8 protein-coding genes are annotated in these 16361 nt (G+C 67.9%); 2 read left to right on the top strand and 6 right to left on the bottom strand.

Translation table 11 applies throughout. The features are described 5' to 3' along the window. Positions 1–116: 116 nt before the first annotated feature. From ACFC14_RS08770 to ACFC14_RS08760, 3 genes are all read right to left on the bottom strand, one after another. Positions 117–9092 carry a DUF5979 domain-containing protein gene (locus tag ACFC14_RS08770; protein WP_376103095.1) on the bottom strand — a complete coding sequence of 2992 codons (8976 nt, stop codon included), beginning with the start codon at positions 9090–9092 and terminating at the stop codon, positions 117–119. Positions 9093–9230: 138 nt separating this feature from the next. Beyond that, positions 9231–10076 carry a transposase gene (locus tag ACFC14_RS08765; protein ID WP_376103092.1) on the bottom strand — a complete coding sequence of 282 codons (846 nt, stop codon included), beginning with the start codon at positions 10074–10076 and terminating at the stop codon, positions 9231–9233. 47 nt (positions 10077–10123) lie between these two features. Then, entirely contained in the window at positions 10124–11449 is a 1326-nt protein-coding gene (locus ACFC14_RS08760) for an FG-GAP-like repeat-containing protein (protein ID WP_376103089.1), read from the bottom strand. A gap of 136 nt (positions 11450–11585) precedes the next feature. On the opposite strand from ACFC14_RS08760, the gene ACFC14_RS08755 reads away from it, so the two are divergent. Both ACFC14_RS08755 and ACFC14_RS08750 read left to right on the top strand, forming a co-directional pair. Next, positions 11586–11888, top strand: coding sequence for a hypothetical protein (locus ACFC14_RS08755; protein ID WP_376103086.1), 303 nt, complete (start codon positions 11586–11588; stop codon positions 11886–11888). A 198-nt stretch (positions 11889–12086) separates the two neighbouring features. Then, on the top strand, positions 12087–13478 hold the full coding sequence (locus ACFC14_RS08750; protein ID WP_376103083.1) for a cell division initiation protein: 1392 nt from the start codon (positions 12087–12089) through the stop codon (positions 13476–13478). Positions 13479–13564: 86 nt separating this feature from the next. Here ACFC14_RS08750 and ACFC14_RS08745 read toward each other — a convergent pair whose 3' ends face one another. The 3 genes from ACFC14_RS08745 to ACFC14_RS08735 all read right to left on the bottom strand — a co-directional run bounded on the left by ACFC14_RS08745 (position 13565) and on the right by ACFC14_RS08735 (position 16286). Continuing rightward, positions 13565–14683: a fatty acid desaturase family protein gene (locus ACFC14_RS08745; protein ID WP_376107141.1), complete on the bottom strand. Its 1119-nt coding sequence runs from the start codon at positions 14681–14683 to the stop codon at positions 13565–13567. A 146-nt stretch (positions 14684–14829) separates the two neighbouring features. Continuing rightward, the gene (locus ACFC14_RS08740) at positions 14830–15114 is read right to left on the bottom strand and encodes a hypothetical protein (RefSeq protein ID WP_376103082.1); all 285 of its coding nucleotides are present in this window, start codon (positions 15112–15114) and stop codon (positions 14830–14832) included. 203 nt (positions 15115–15317) lie between these two features. Then, entirely contained in the window at positions 15318–16286 is a 969-nt protein-coding gene (locus ACFC14_RS08735; protein WP_376103079.1) for an intradiol ring-cleavage dioxygenase, read from the bottom strand. Positions 16287–16361: the final 75 nt, after the last annotated feature.

Genomic DNA, 16361 nt, shown 5'->3' with positions numbered 1-16361 from the left:
CACGAGTGATCATTACAATCACTCCAGAAACCCTCGCCTAGCTTCTACATGGCGGGGGTTTTGCTTTGCCCGGGAGAGAGCGGGATTCTCCGCTGCTCCCCCGGGGCACCCAGACCTCATCGCATGAGACGACGCCTTCTGGCCGCGACTACCAGCAGCGTACCGCCGCCGAGGATGCCGAGGCCCAGGAGAAGCGTGAGTCCGATCGCCCCCGGATCCGCGCCGGTGGTGGGAAGCGGGGCGACGAACGTGTTCGTGAAGACGATTCCGACCGATCCCGCGCTGATCGTGACAGTGCCCGCCGCTCCCGGCTGCTCCTGCCCGTCGACGGTCATCGTCGTCCCGGTCGCGTCTCCCTGATCGGTTTCACTGACGGTGCACGAGCTCCCGGCAGGCAGATTTTCGATCTCGACCGTGAGCCCGTCCGGACCGCCGATCTCGTAGGCCGCATCGTGGACGACGAGGCCAGGGTCGGGGTGCGACGGGTCGACGAGAAGGCAGACCACCTCGACAGGGAACGTGCGCGTCACCGCGGAGGCCCCCGAGCCGTCGACGATCTTCGAGATGCGCAGGTCTCCCACGCCGTAAGAGTTCGTGATCGTCACGGAACTCTGGTCGGGCGCGCTCGTGTCGGGCAGCGGTGCGAGCGCGGTCGTCGTCCCCGCGGAGGCCTCGGCCTCCGCGCCGCCCTCGGTCACGACCATGGTGGTCGACTCGGCGCCCGCCGTGTCCGTCTCCGTCACGGTGCACTCGGCACCCTCGGGCAGCTCCGTCCAGGTGACGGTCTCGCCGTCGGCGATCGACTGCGTCATGGGTTCGAGCGCCTCCACCCGTTCCTGGTTCCACAGGCACGAGAGCGTCACCTCGAACGGTCCATAGGTGATCGGATCGCCGTCCTGGTCCACGGCCCCACCGTCATCGACGGCCTTGGTCACGGACACCTGCGCGAAGTCGAACGTGTTGCGCACCTCCAGCCCCGGCTGCGGCTGGTCATCGACACTCAGGATTTCCGGGTCGGTCTCCACCGTGAACGTGTAGGCCTCTCCGTCCCCGGCGACGACGTCTCCATCGGCGTCGAGGATCTCGGTCGTGCTCGCGCCGCCGTCATCCACTTCGCTCAGACGGCATTCGGATCCGGAGGGCAGGGTCTCCCACAGCGCGGTCGGGGTATCGGCGCTGACCACGCGCACGCCGCCGCCCTCGAGGTCGACCACTTCGCCGTCCCTGACGCAGATCAGCCGCAACTCGTAGGCCGCGGTGCCGAACTTCTCGGCTCCATCGCCCGCGAACGACTTCGTCACCTCCAGCGAGCCGGTGAGGTACCAGTTCGTGGCGGTCACCGTGACCAATCCACCGTCGGCAGGCACGATCCCGATGCCGGTCGCGGTGTCCTGCCCATCGTTCGGCTCGATCACGACGGCATCCGCACCGTTCAGGTCGTCCTCGACGACCGTGCACTCGGATCCGGCGACGACGTCGGTGATCGGCGAGGACCACCCGTTCTCTGCGTTCAGCTCGACCTGCGCCGACAGCACCACCTCACCTTCGAACCGGCAGGTGACCGTGAACGTGAAGGTCTCGTCGATGCCGAACTGTTCGGCGCCGCCGCCTTCGAACTCCTTCACCAGAAGGAGCGCGGTCGCATCGTAGAGGTTGGTGTAGGTCACCGTGTTCACGACCGTGTCGGTGCCCGGCTGCAATTCGGGGATCACCACCGTCCGCGTCGCCTGGTCGACCTGGGGCGCCAGCGCGCCGTCCGCTCCGATGACCTCGGCCTCGGTGACCGTGTCGTCCGCTCCACGATCATCCGTCTCGGTGACCGTGCACTCCGATCGCGCGGGGATGGGAGCGATCGTCTCGGTCTCGCCGCCGTCGAGCAGGAAGGTCTCATCGACCACGGTCTCGCCCTGGAACGTGCAGACGACGTCGAACTCGAAGGCGGTGGGCGTGAACGGGCTGTCCGATTCGACCACCTTGCCGACTTCGAGCGCGGCCCACTCGTAGGTGTTCTCGATCTCCAGGAGGAAGGTCTGGTCGGCATCCTCGATCGTGATCGACGCGGGATCGACGGTCGTCCCGGTCTGGCCGGCGTCTTCCTCTTCGACCGTGCAAACCGATCCGACGGGAATCCCGGAGACGACGGCGGGCGGGCCGCCGGGGGTGATCGTCACGACACCGTCGTCCGCCAGGGGCACATCGGCACCGAACCAGGTGCACGACACTGTCGCGGTGAAGGACGTGGGCGCGGGGAACCCATCCGGCGCGTTGATCGCCTTCACGACGGACAGCGCGCCGTTCGCGAACTCGTTCGTCACCGTCACCTCGACGGGCGTCGTCCCCTCGCCGATCGTGACGGGCTGGTCGGGACTGATCGTGACTCCGGTCGCGTGTCCCGCATCCGTCTCCGTGACCGTGCACGATGCTCCCGTGGGAAGCCCGCCGTAAAGAGCCGTGCCGGCGCCGGTGATCGTGCGCGTCGCGCCGCCGGGCACCGCCACGGGGACGGTCTGCCCATCGATCTCGCGCGTGCACGAGAGACTGACCTCGTAGTCGGTCTCGAGCGCCGGCGCCAGGCTCGCCGCCGGGTCTCCGTCGAGCGCCTTCCGCACCTCGAGTGCGCCGATCGTGAAGGTGTTCGTCACATCGGCTGCCACCGGCGCCGTGGGGTCATCGCCGACGACGACCGTCACCGTGCCGCTGGAGGAGTTCGCGCCGCCATCGGCCGTCTCGGTCACGATGCACTCCGCGCCGGTGGGCAGGTCGTCGACCAGCCACGTCGGGTCATCTCGAGTGAGCGTCGCAGAATCCTCGAACACCGGGTCGGGGCTGGCACCGTCGAGCGAGCACGTCATCTCGACGGTGAAGGGACCGTCGCCCCAGAGATCCGCCCCGGAGCCGGCGACGAACTTGGTGACCTCCACGGCGCCGGTCGCGAACGTGTTCTCGACGGTGAGAAGCGTCAGCGCCGTGGTCGAGCCGTCCTCGTACGGCAGGATCGCGAAGGAGGCTTCGGTTCCGGCGGTCGGGTCGCCCGCCGTGCCGTCTTCGGTCACGACGATGTTCGTCTCCTCCGCACCGTCCGCGTCGGTCTCGGAGACCGTGCACTCGGCGCCCGCAGGCAGGCCCGAGAACACCTTCGTGTCGCCATCTTGAAGAGTGAAGGAACGGTCGGCTTCCGGGATCGCCTCCTGACCGAGGTACGCGCAACTGGCCTCGAACGCATAGCTGCGGTCGTAGACGATCGGCTCACCGTCTGCGGTCTCGGCCCCGCCGTTGTCCACGACCTTCGTCACCTCGAAGCCGCCGGCGGCGAATTCGTTGGAGATCAGGATGGAGGCCTGTTCCGGGTCACCGGTGTACGCGTTCCAGACCGAGGGCTCCTCGCTCCAGTCGCGATCCGCGGTCACCCCGTCGACGGGGTCGATCTCCACCGTGACGCCCGGGATGACGGGATCTTCCACCACCGTGCAGGTGGAGAACAGCGGAAGGTTCACCGGGCCCGTGACGCTGTTGTACTCGAGCACGGTGCCGTCGGCGTCGACCGACGGCCGGCTCGCGTCACTCCCGTCCGCGCGCAGCAGCGTCACGTCCTCGCCACCCGAAGTGCAGCTGACGAGGAGCGGGTAGCTGTCGGGCAACTGGATGTCGGCGGCGTAGTCGGGAGCGGTGACGTCTTTCGACAGGAGCAGTTGCCCCGTCGCGGCTGCCACGCCCACCTTCTGGGGCTCGACCACGAGGGACGGACGCTCGGGCTGGGTCACGGTCGCGTTCGAGCGGGTCGCGGTCGCGAAGGAGTTGTAGGCGACGGGAAGCCCCGAGGGCACGGCCGAAGCCGCGGGAAGGACGAACGGCGTCTGGGTCTCGTACGTGAAGCGCAGCGTCTCGTTGGGCCGGAGACCCGGCGCCGGGGAGAGGGCATCCGGATTGGCGTACTCGAGCATCAAGAGCATGCTGCGTGCGGCGGCGAGCACCGACGGGGCAGTGGTGCTGTCGGCCAGCTGCCAGTCGAAGTCGCATGCGGGATCAGGCGCGGCGTCCTCCGTGAACACCTTGATCGCATTGTCGTTGCACGACTGGCTCAGCTGGACGGGGGAGAGATAGATGCCGTACGTCGCGTATTCGCTGTCCTGAAGCTCCGCGAAGTTGGCTGCGAGGGAGCCGGAGAGCGTCACGTCGAATTGCGACCCTCGTCCCGACGGCACGATCACGCCCTGGTCTCCCACCGTCGGCAGCGTGTCGACGGCAGCCACCACCCTGGCACTGGTGTTGCCGCTGTTGGTGAAGTCGATTCGCCACGTCGCCTCGCCACCCGGCCGCGTCACCGGGGCGCACGGGTAGGAGTAGAAGCCGTCGTCGACGACGCCGGGGGTGCTCGGGTCGCACGCTGCGGCGTCGCCGTCGACGTTGAGCACGCCGAGGTCGTCGTCAGAGGTGGCCGGATCGCCGGCGAGCGCGCCCTTGACGTATTTCTTGGCAGCGATCGTCGCGCTGGCCAGCGGTGTGATCTCGGTGTCGGCCGAACACGTTTCGACACCCGCCTCGGGGGCCTTGGGTGTGAGGTCGGTTCCGTCCACCACGGTGGTGCCCGCGCAGGTCTCGAACAGTCGGTCCGAGGCCACGGTGACCTCGTTGCCGACCGTGGTGTCCGGCGTGACGTCGGAGCGGAAGAGCAGCGGCGCGTCGACCGTCAGGGTCCACCCTGCCTCGAAGACGAAGTCGTCGGGAGCGGTGATGGTGAGCACACCGGTGCTCTCATCGAGGTCCGCTGCGAACCCGGGGTCATCGGCAGGAGCCCCCGACCCGCTCAGGGTGAAGACGTAGGCCGGCGGTGTGGGCTCGACGAGGAGGGAGCCCTCGGCATCCGTCTCCACCTGGTCCGTGACCTCGAAACCGGTCATGTCCCATTCACCGGTGTTGGTGACCGTGATCCGATACGGGATGGTTCCGGAGGCGCTGATGAGAGACGAGGCGCCGCGCGTCTTCGTGACCTCGACCTCGTTCGGTCGGTGCAGCACGATGGTGGAGTCGGCGGCCTCGCCGGTCTGTGTGAAGGTCTGGTCAGGGCCGAACTGGGCGGTGCTCTCGGACTGCACGTCGTCGCTGATCACACCGAGTTCGGTCTCACCCGGGTTGGGCTGCAGGTCGGGACGGGTGGTCCCGACGAGGACGGCGGGATCGCTTCGCAGGAACTCACGGCGATCCGTGGTCACCTCGAAGACGAGCTGCGGGTTGAACGGCCGCTCCCACTGCTGCACGACACCGTCGGCGTCGACCTGCCTGGCGCGGAACCGCACGCCCACGATCGTCTCCTCGTCCACCGACGCGGGCGGATCCAGCGTCACGCTCGACGGCGACGGGGCCGACACCCAGTCGCCGGCGCGCCAGCAGTCGGAGTCGTCAGCGAGGGGAACCCCGTTGCAGGTGGCGACGAGTGTGCTGGCGGCGTCTGCGTACTCGATGTCGCTGCCGTCGTCGTCATCGACCAGGACATCCATCGCGACCTCGTTGACGGGGGCCGGCACGTCGATCTCCGCGGCGACGAAATCCATCGCGTTCCAGAACGTGGGCGTGGTGTCGGTCAGTGTGAAGGATGTCGTCCTCGCGGTGCCGTCCGGGCGTCCGCCGAGCTCGGTGACGTAGGTCGCGGACTCGTCTTCGTAGACCGACGACGGAGTGATGGACTTCGTGGTCTCGATGGCGTAGCTGGCGTCGACGATGGCGAACTCATCGGCGGCATCGGCGATACCGGTCCCGCACTGGTTCTCAGCGCAGTCGTCGAGGACGGGGCTCTCCAGCTGCACGTGGGCGTCGTTGGCGATCGACTCGCCGGCGGGAGTCACGGTCACCGGCTGTCCGGGGTCGGAGCGCAGGGCGTCGCGCAGCTGCCAGGTGAGTGTCACGCGTCCCACGGCGCCCGTCGGGATCGCCGGCGTCCCGTCGGACGAGCGGAAGGCGACCGAGATGCCGGTGACGTCGGCGAGGGCTGCGGGCGCGAGCGCGAGGGCTTCGGCGTAGGTGTATCCGGTGGTCGCACCGCCGCGGGACAGCGTGACGACGGTCTCCTCCTCGGAGATGCCTGCCGGAAGTTCGATGGAATCGATGTCGTGCAGGTCGAGTGTGTCGAAAGCGGTGTCTGTGAGGGCCTGACCCGCTGTCGGATCGTCGATCACCATGCCCGAGACCCGGGCGGCCGAGATGTTGGTCGCGACCAGCGTCGCACTGATGAGCGGATAGTCGTCGGGATCCACGGCGGGGTCGACCGAGGGGAGTCCGAGCTGATCCTGATCGAAGGTCTTGGTGAGGGTGGCGTTGATCGGCTGGTCGACGATGAGGATCGTGTCGTCCGCCGTGTCCGTGCTGTCCACTCCGGTGTCGTCGTTGACGCCGTGCGCACTGGCGGTGTTGTCGACCAGGCCGGGCTGGCCGGTGTTGTACGCGTACGGGTGGAAGTTGCCGAGCACCGGCTGTCCCGGTTCGCTGCGCAGCGTGTCCCGCACGCGGAAGTCGAGGTCGAGGGGCCGCCGGTCGTAGGAAGAGCCCACCCCGGTGCCGTCGGCGCCCTCGGCGATCACGATGCGCACTGCGAGGGCGTCGGCGCTCTGCTCTTCCGTGAGGCGATAGCCGCCGAATCCACCGTCGCACCCGTCAGCGCAGGCATCGGCGGTGATGTCCGTCCATCCGTCGCCCTCAAGGTACAGCGACACTTCGGAGATCACGTCATCGGCGATCAGCGGATCGGTGGCCGTCGTGATCGGATCGATGCCGACGAGATCCCACGCGTCGTATACCGACGTCGCCGTGTCGGCGGGGTCTTGGGTCTCGGAGACGTCGGTCAGCGTCATCGAGGTCAGCTCGAGCCCGTCGGTCGACCACAGCAGGCGCACTGTCCGTTCTTCCGCCGACAGCGCGGGGACGTCGTCCTCCAGCCACTGCTTGTCGAGGAAGTCCGGGCCGGGCCCGCCGCCGTCGATCGGCAGCACATCGATGTCGTCGGTCGCGGTGTCGGTCTTCTCACCACCGGCGTCCGGGTTGTCCACGAGAGATTGGGCCGCGTTGTCGAACGTGGTCTCCTCGTCGACCGGGTCGGTGAGCTCCACTCCGACATGCGCGGCCACGGTGAAGCCCGGCGGCAGGAGTGCAGGACATCCTTCCGCGTCCATCGGGAGGTATTCGAGTTGGATTCCGCCGACATCGTCCTGCAGGTCGCTCGGGATCTGGTAGGACCACAGCGACTCCGGCCCCGGGATCTCGGTGGCTCCGGGGAAATCGGTCCAGGGCCCATCGGTCTTCTGCCAGTACCGCACCGTGAGAGTGGTGCACTCGGGGATGTCGGTGTTCGAGATCTCGGTGGCTGTGAACGCGTTCCAGAACTCCGTCTCCACCTGGGGGAAGGGGGGATCGGAGATCACGAGTCTCTCCGACCCCGTCGTCGAGTCGGGGGTGACGTTGCCGGTCAGCGTCACGTCGGCGTCCGTCCCGGGCGCCCCCCAGATCGTGTCGGGCGCGATCGACTTCGTCACCGAGGTGTCGAGGGTCAGCGGGGCGATGGAGAACGGCGCCTCCGCGTCATCCGTACCGGTCTGCCCACCGGTGTTCTCCACGGACGTATCGACGACGTTCGTGGCGGTGACGGCATCGTCGGTCGGCAGTGCCGTCACCTCGATCGGGATGGTCGCGTACGCGCCGGACACGATGCCGTCGGCGTCGGCCGAGTAGACGACGGTGAATCCCTCGACGGTGCAGCCGTCATCCGGTGCGGGGAGGGTGTCGGCGGTCGTCGTCGAGTCCGTGCTGGCCGGGCAGTCGCTGTAGCTGTATGTGATCTCCGCCGCGGTCGCCGCCACGGGCCAGGCGACGCCGTCGCCGAAGCCGTCGAAGGACAGGCCCTGCTCGGAGAACGTCGCGCTGCCCGCTGAGGGTTCCGTGATCGTGAGCGTCTGCACGTCCTGCGCGCCCACGGTCGCGGTGACGTCTGCCGTCGTGCTCTGACCGCTGACCAGGGTGTTGTCGTCGAAGGACTTCTCGATCGCCACGTCCGGCAACCGCTGCGCGATCGTGATGGCGGCGTCGGCGGTCACGGGATCGCTCGCGTCGTCGCCGCGCTCGACCGCGGAAGACGCGTCGTTCGTCACGACCACGTCGGTCCCGTCGGGGATCGTGGTCACGGTGTCGTTCGTCACGGTGTGGGTCACGACCTCGCCGGTCGCGCCCGGGGCGAAAGAGCCGGTGAACGTCACTCGAATGCCCTGGGCCTGCGAGATGGGGACGGGTTCGGTCGTCGTCCATGCGCCATCGACGAAGTATTCGGTGACGGTGTCCGTCGTTCCCGGAGGAGCCGTGATGTCGTATCCCGTCACGTCGAGGTAGCCGCCGAACGGTCCGGGCGGCGTCACCGGATCCTGCACGACGATCGTGTCGACGTTCTGGTTCGAGGCGTTGCCGGGCGTGACCGTCCAATCGACAGGCTGACCCGGGAGCGCCGGCAGGGTGCTGGAAGGCGAGACTGCTTTGGCGATGCTCGGGACCAGCGTCGTCTCGACGTCGAGGACGATGTCGGCCGATGCGGGAGTGGTCGGTGCGTTGTCACCCGTGGCGGTAGCCGTGTTGGTCACGGTCGCACCGTCCCACGTGCCGTCGGCGGCGGGGTCGACCTGGGCGTTGACCGTGACCGTCATGCTGTATCCGGCCGGCCACACCACAGGATCGGCTGCGGGGTCGAGCCCGGGGGCGACGGTGAAACTGCCGCCGGCAGCGTCGACCTGGAGGTCGTACTCACCGGTCGGCTGTCCCGCGGGCGGATTGATCTGCACCGAGACCGGATTCGGGAAGGCGGGATTGAAGATGAGCGGTTCCGGGAGATCGTCGCTCAGCTCGGTGTTGAAACAGCCCGGGTCGTTCGTGGAGGAGCAGTTGACCGTGATCTGGTAGGTCACCGGATCACCGGGACCGAACGGTCCTGTTTCGACGGCTGTCTTCTGCATCGAGAAGGCCGCGACGGCGAACGCCGCAGGTGCCGCGCCCGCGAGTATCGAGGCGGCGGCCAGAGCAGCCACGGTGAACCCCGCGAAGAACCGTCGTCGTTGCCGTTCCATGGCGACCCCCTGAGCATGCCCGAGATGCGGTCAGCATATGGGCATATCAGTCGAGGTTCCAGGGCTTCTCACCCGGCCTCTCACCCGTTCACCGGCCGTGTCGTCCGCAGCCGCGGCGGGGTCCGGCGTCGGACCGGGCTACAGCGCGTCGACGGCCCGGCGTGCGCGATCGGCGGCATCCGCCGCTGTTTCCGCACGCTTCGCGGCATCTGCACGCCGCTCTTTCGCAGGGGGCAGATCCTCCCCCACGCGAGCCGCCTCGGCGCGGGCGCGAGCGAGCTCGGCCTCGAGCTCTGACACCCGGTCGGCGAGTTCCGTCGCACTGTCCTGCAGATCCCGAAGCGCCGCGTCTCGTTTCTCGAGCTCACGCTCGGCAGCCGTTTGCTCCTTCTCGGCTGTGGCGAGCAGTCGCTCCGCCTCGCGGCGCGCGCGCCGCGCCTGCAGCTCATCCGGTGGCCGCTGCGGCACCGACTCCAGCACCGAGATCTCGCCCGCCACGGCATCGCGGATGTCGTCGGGCGACGCGGTCGGCTCGATCGTCCGCACCAATCGGCCGGAGGCGACAGCACCCGCTGCCGCAGGGTCGAAGAAGGCGGCGGAGATGCTGCCCTCGACCGCATCCCGCGTCGCCGGCGTTATCCGTTCGCCGCGGGAACCGGCCAGCTCGGCCGCCATCTCCGCAAGGCGTCTCGTGAGCGCACGGCGCTCCCTGCCGAGCTTCGCCAGCGCCGGCGCATCCAGGTCGTCCTGCGCTTCGCGGAGCTCTGCGGCCAGCTGCAGCGCCTCCCCCAGCTGCCCGGCGCGCTCCTGCGCGAACACGTTCACCACCCAGGCCGCGACCGACGGCTTTCGCAGCGCGAGGATCCTGGACGCGAGTTCACGATCGTCGACGCTCCTCGCCCGGGCTTTCCGCGACGCCACGAACGCGTCCGGAGGCCCGCTGTACAGCGTGGCGGCGATCTCCTCGAACGTCGGGTCGGCCATGCGCCAACGATACGCCGCGCCTCCGCACGAGACACGGAGTGCCGCCGCTACTCGATGGCGAGGTGGTCCGCCCAGTCTGCGCTCACCAGGGTTCGTCCGCCGAAGGTGCCGTTTCCGAGGCCGGGATACAGATAGAGCTGTCCGGACGCGGTGCGGGCGAGCAGGTCGGCGTGACCGTCGCCGTTGTAATCGACCCCTCCGGTCAGGGCGGTGAACTCCCCCAATCCGGTCCCGACCACCCGCATCGCTCTGAACCCCCCGGGGACTCCCGAGTAGAACCGGAGAGCGCCGTCCGTATCGATCGCCATGATGTCGCCGGCGCCGTCGTTGTCGAAGTCCCCGCCGACGAGGAAGTGGAACCCTTGCCATCCTCCGCCGAGCGGGATGTGCGGTCCGCTGAACGCACCGGAGCCGTTTCCCCGGTAGATCGTCAGGAGGCCGGTTGCGGAGACGCCGATCACATCCTGCTTGCCGTCTCCGGTGTAGTCCGCACCCGACGTCACGTGAAGCAGGTCGTACCAGACCTTGCCGATGCTGATGGCCGGCGCGAACCCCCCGGCGCCGTTGCCGGCGTAGAACTCCAGATCCCCGTCGGACCTGGTCGCGAGGATGTCAGCCCTGCCGTCGTTGTTGAAGTCCGCATGGGTGAGGTGCCTGCGGGATCCGCCCCAGCCGCTGAAGAGGGTCTTCACCGCCGCGAAGCCGCCGGAACCGGTGCCCGGACGCAGACGCAGGTCGCCGTTGCCGGCGATCGTCAGCAGATCGGCCTTCTTGTCACCGGAGTAGTCGGCCGAAGCGACGCCCGGCGCCTGCCCAGAACCGAGTCCGGGGAAGTAAAGCGGGAGAACACCACCGCGGGCCACGTTCGACAAGCAGGTGAAGCCGTTGTTGATCGCTGTGTACACCGCGCCGTTCAGCCGCACCTCGAAGTGCAGATGATACGCCGGCGAGTTCCCGGTGTTGCCGACGACGCCGATCTGCTGCCCGCGGGAGACCCGGGTGCCGGGGGCGTACTTGCCGGGCGAGGCCATGTGCGCATACCGCGTGACGTAACCGCCGGGATGCTCGATATCGGTGTAGTTGCCGTAGCCGCTGTTGGCTGTGCGGGACTTGATCACTCCGCCGTAGGAGGCCACGATCGGCGTGCCGCCCCCACCACCGATGTCGATGCCGTCGTGCGCACGGTAGTTGCCCCGACAGCCGTCGCCGACCTTCGACTGGATGTTGCCCGAGGACGGATACACCATCTGGTCGTTGACAGCAGCTGTCGCGGAGGTGCTTGCCGACAGGGAGGGAGCCACTGCTCCGATCACGACCGCGAGCACGGTGGCGATCCCGATGCGGGCGAGGCGCACACGGGACGGTCGCTTCATCTCGAAGTTCTCTCTTGCTCGGCGGCCCCAGGGACGTGATGCCCTCCGTCGTCACCGTACCAGTGCTGCGGGATCCTTCCGCGAACGCCGCGGGGAAGAGGCGGATCCGCGCCCTCTCACGGTGTAGCGTGCAGTCATGGGAAGACTCAGGTATGACGGCACGTCGGAGCCGATCCTCATCGAGGACGAGACCCTTGCGCACCTGAAGATCGTGATCGCGACCAAGCTCCGCCGCCAGGAGAGCTTCATGATGACGTGGCGCCCTTCGAGCGGAACCGACAAGCGGGCGACGGTGTGGATCCATCCCGCGATCCCCCTGCAGTTCGGCTTCGACGAGGCCGAACCGCCCGCCGTCGATGCCCGGCTGGTCGCCGAGATGATGAAGGCCCTCAACGCCTCCGGCGAACTGGTCCTGGACCACCTGATCGCTCCGAACTAGTACCGAGTTCGCAGAACCGAGCACACAATATCCGGCCTTCGCAACTAGGCTGGGAGGCGCGCCTCGCCCTGCCGGACCTCCGCCGGGTCACGGTCGTGGCGTGAGCCCAGACGACCTCCTCCTCCGGTCGCACGATCCCGTCCATCGGGATGGAGCCGCAGCTCCGCCGTGTGGCCACGCCAGAAAGGCATGAACCTCATGAGCGAATCCTCCGGAACCGCCGACCGCGACGGCGAGCGCTCGCCGGACTTCTTCGACCAGCTGATCGAGACTGCACCCCGTGACCAGCAGGGCGCGTTCACCGTCGGTTTCCGCGGCTACGACAAGGGCGAGGTCGACGCCGCACTCGCGACCCTTCGCAACCAGCTCAAGCAGGCGGCGGCCGACGTCGCCGAAGCACAGGCACGCGAGGAAGAAGCTGTCGAAGCCGTACGCGAAGAGGAGCGCAAGTCCCGCGAGGCGCTCGAGAGCGAGTTGACGGCGGCGAACGCCAAGGCATCCGATGCCGAGCAGCAGGTCGCGACCCTCACTTCCGAGCTCGTCGATGCTCCTCAGGCCGACGGCGAAGAGGCCCCGTCTCGTCAGCAGTTCGAGGCGATCCTGCGGGTCGCCGAGGAGCAGGCGAACGTGCTCATCCAGAACGCAGCCGTCCAGGCCGACCGCCTGATGACATCCGCACGCGAAGAAGTGACCGCGCAGCGCGCCGAGGCGGAGGCGGACGCCGAGCGGATCACCGCCCAGGCGCAGCGCGACGCCGACCAGGTTCGTCTGAAGATGGACACCGAGTACACGGCGCACGAGGCTCGCATCGAGCGCGAAGCCGCCCACGCCGCCGAGAAGGTGAACCAGGCGGCTCAGGAGGCCACGGCCATCCGCACCGAGGCCGAGAAGGGGGCGGCAGCCCTACGCTCTCTCGTCACGCGCGAGACCACTCAGCTGCGCGCCGATGCCGAGCGCGATGTCCGCGACATGAACGCCCGCGTGCTGGAGTTCGAAGAGACCCTCACCCGGCGCCAGGACGACGCGCAGCAGGAGTTCCTCGTGCTGCACAACCAGGCCGTGGCGCACGCCGAGCGGATCACGAATGACGCGAACGAGCAGGTCTCGGCATCACTCGAGCACGCTCAGCGCATCTCGGCTCGTGCCGAGGACTACGAGCGCCTGACCCGCTCGCAGGCGCAGGCGATCGAAGCCGAAGCCCAGGTGCGTGCCCGCGAGACCCTCGAGCGCGCTCGCGCGAAGGCGCAGAAGATCGTCGATTCGGTCACCGGTCACACGACTGCGGTGCTGCACGACGCGGAAGACCGCACCCGTCAGCTGCGGTGGCAGCAGCAGCAGCTGTCGAGCTTCATGGCCGAGGTCAAGGAACTCATCCGCCCCGACGGCATCTTCTCCGACGACTCGCTGCCGACGGAGATCACCGGAGCCGACGCACCGGTCGCCCCGGCCCCCGCTGAGGCCGTCGCCGACGAGACGCCGGAGGAGACCTTCCTCGGCGATGAGGTGCTCGAAGACGAACTCGATGACGACCGCCCGCTCGAGAAGATCACGATCGACGTGGTGGAGACCAAGAAGAAGTCCTCCAAGTAGACGCGCGAACGACAGAGGCGCGAGCAGGGATTCCTGCTCGCGCCTCTGTCGTTCCCGGACTGATCGGGCCCGGTGATGTCTGTGCGCTACGGCCGACCGAACTGCGCCACTGCGGGGCAGTCGAAGGGGTCGGCGCCGGCGGAGAGTCCGACACGGTTCAGGTACTCGATCACGATCATGTACGAGCGACCGAGGCTGGTCTCCGTGTACGGCACGTCGTTCGCTGCGCAGTAGTCGCGCACGATCTCGCGCGCCTTCGCCAGGTGCGGTCGAGGCATGCTCGGGAAGAGGTGGTGCTCGACCTGGTAGTTGAGGCCGCCCATGAGCCAGGTCGTCCACCATCCGCCGCTGATGTTGCGGGAGGTGCGGACCTGCTTGGTGAAGAAGTCGAGACGAGCGCCCGGCTCGATGATCGGCATGCCCTTGTGGTTCGGAGCGAACGCGGCACCCATGTAGACGCCGAACACCGCGAACTGCACGCCCATGAAGGCGAACGCCATTCCGAGCGGAAGCATCATGAACACGGGCACGAGGATGAGGGCGAACCGCAGGGCGATGATGCTCAGCTCGGTCCAGCGACCCTTGACGTTCTTCGTCGTCAGCAAGTACTTCAGACCGAGGAAGTGGAGGTTCAACCCCTCGAGCGTGAGCAGCGGGAAGAAGAGCCAGCCCTGCTTGCGGGTGATGAGCTTGATGAACCCCTTCGCCTTCGCGGCGTCCTCCTCGAGGAAGGAGATCGTGTCGACCTCGATATCGGGGTCCTTGCCGACCTGGTTCGGGTTTCCGTGGTGCTTGGTGTGCTTCGAGTCCCACCACGAGTAGCTCATGCCGATGCTCGCGATCACGATGCGGGCGAGTTTGAAGTTCGCCGGACCCGTGGTGAGGATCTGACGGTGCGCGGCCTCGTGTCCGAGGAAGGCGATCTGCGTCAGGACGATGCCGAGGCCGGCGGCGATGAGCAGCTGGAACCAGCTGTCGCCGAGCAGGATGAACCCGGTGATGAGGCCACCGAGGGCGACGGCGATACCGGCGGCCACGAAGACGTAGAACCACTGCGTGCGGCCGAGGAGCCCGGTCTCCTTGACCACCTGCGACACCTGCTTGTATGCCTTGGCCATGGGCGGGAAATCCGCGTTGCCGGAATACGTCTGACGAATCGGACCCAGCGTTGCCGCGGTCGGTTCGATCTGTGTGATGGAGATGATCTTCTCCTGACGATCGGAGCCCTTGAGCTGTGAAAGCCCAAGGCGATTGCCCAACGCTTACCTCACAGTAGCCCCGGCCTCATGCGCCTACGGGAATACATCCGCACCCCTTGACGGACTGCTCTCGGTGTGCGTGAAGCCCCGTTTCAGGCGCGAGCGCGGCGCGTCATCCGACGCCATGCCCGCGGAAGGATCGGGGCGAAGGCGGGTCCGGGCCCCGCAGGCTCGTGCGCCTCTTCGAGGGCACGGAAGGCGTCGTCGAGGGCATCGAACGTGCCGAGCTCGGAGCCGTGGTTGTCGCGCACGAGATGGGTGGCGCCGTCGAACTCGACGAATCCGGCGAATTCACCGGCACGGGTCGCGACGTGCACGTCGGCGTCGGCCTGCTTCCAGGTCAACGGATCGGATGGAGGAAAGGTGGTCGTACTCATGGTGATGCTCATTGCTGTGTGGCGGACACGCATCGGCGCTCCGCAAGATGTGAGATCGAGGGCGGAATCCGCACGCATCGATGTGCGCGGTCCGTGATGGCCCTGATCAGTGGCGACGTGGCGGCCGAGAGGGGGCGAGCACACACGTTGCATCATCAGCATAGCAGATCGGGTTCTCGCGTTCGAATCCCGCAGTGCCGACCTCAACTCGCCGGCGGCTGCCCGCCGCTTCCCGGTCTTCCCGCCCCGCCTCCGGGTGCAGCGCCTGCGGTGGGTGCCGTCGTCGTGTCGACGCCGACCGTCAACGCGGCGATGTATCCCGCCGAGACTCCCCCGCTGACGGTCGCGATCTGGAGGGCCCCGGAGTCTTCGCCGAACACGTTGTCGCTCTCGAGCGTGATCTGCGCGAGGTTCCGCGCAGATCCGTCGTAGGCCACGTCCGCGTACACGGCCGCGCATGCCGCCTCGGGAAGCGCGAGCTGCGACGTGGCGATCGCCGTCGACGAATCGGTGATCGACGCCACATCCGGATAGATCTCGAAGTGGATGTGCGGCCAGCGGCCGGCGTAGCAGCCGGGAAAGACCGACGTGAACGACACTGCTCCGTCGGCATCCGCCACCTGCACGCCTCTCAGATACGTGACGTCTTCCAGGCCGGAGGAGTACATCGAGTACTCGCCCTGCGCGGTGCAGTGCCAGGCATAGACCGCGACCCCGGCGAAGGGCACGCCCCCGTTGGCCAGATCGAGGATCTGCAGCTCGAACGTGAGCGGCACCCCGTCCGCGGTCGCCGCTCCATCGATTGACGAGCGGATGTCCTGACGGACGATACCCGAGTCCTCGAGCACGTCGGGACCGTTCGACCCGTCACCCGGATAGGGTCCGGCCGTCTCATCGGGGATCTCCGTCGCGCTCGCCGCGCCGTCGCTGTCGTCGGCGGACGCGGACGGCGTCGCCACACCCGAGGAACCACCCGAGGCAATGGGCGCGCAGGCCGCGAGCACGACGGCGCCGAGCCCCATGCCGGCCAGACCGAGGACGCCCCGCCTGCTCATCAGCGTACGGATGTCGAACGCCGCGCCCTGATCGACGACCTCCTCATCGACGCGGTCGAGCAACCGCCCCTCGTATGCGGGGCCGTCGGGGGTCTGAGTGGGTTCGGGAATGCGCATGATCTGGCTCCTCTCGAGCGGACCGGTGGTGGTCGACCACCATGGTTCCCGAGCACCTGATCAGGCGTCTTTGCT

Source organism: Microbacterium sp. NPDC055988 (genome assembly GCF_042269505.1).
Classification (GTDB): domain Bacteria; phylum Actinomycetota; class Actinomycetes; order Actinomycetales; family Microbacteriaceae; genus Microbacterium.
Note: the sequence above shows the minus strand (reverse complement) of the source record. Positions and strands in the feature narration are given on the sequence as shown.

Excerpts from the sequence above, each read along its gene's own strand:
- ACFC14_RS08755 (WP_376103086.1), top strand. The coding sequence starts at position 11,586 with ATGGGAAGACTCAGGTATGACGGCACGTCGGAGCCGATCCTCATCGAG.
- ACFC14_RS08760 (WP_376103089.1), bottom strand. The coding sequence starts at position 11,449 with ATGAAGCGACCGTCCCGTGTGCGCCTCGCCCGCATCGGGATCGCCACC.
- ACFC14_RS08740 (WP_376103082.1), bottom strand. The coding sequence starts at position 15,114 with ATGAGTACGACCACCTTTCCTCCATCCGATCCGTTGACCTGGAAGCAG.
- ACFC14_RS08770 (WP_376103095.1), bottom strand. The coding sequence starts at position 9,092 with ATGGAACGGCAACGACGACGGTTCTTCGCGGGGTTCACCGTGGCTGCT.
- ACFC14_RS08750 (WP_376103083.1), top strand. The coding sequence starts at position 12,087 with ATGAGCGAATCCTCCGGAACCGCCGACCGCGACGGCGAGCGCTCGCCG.
- ACFC14_RS08765 (WP_376103092.1), bottom strand. The coding sequence starts at position 10,076 with ATGGCCGACCCGACGTTCGAGGAGATCGCCGCCACGCTGTACAGCGGG.
- ACFC14_RS08735 (WP_376103079.1), bottom strand. The coding sequence starts at position 16,286 with ATGCGCATTCCCGAACCCACTCAGACCCCCGACGGCCCCGCATACGAG.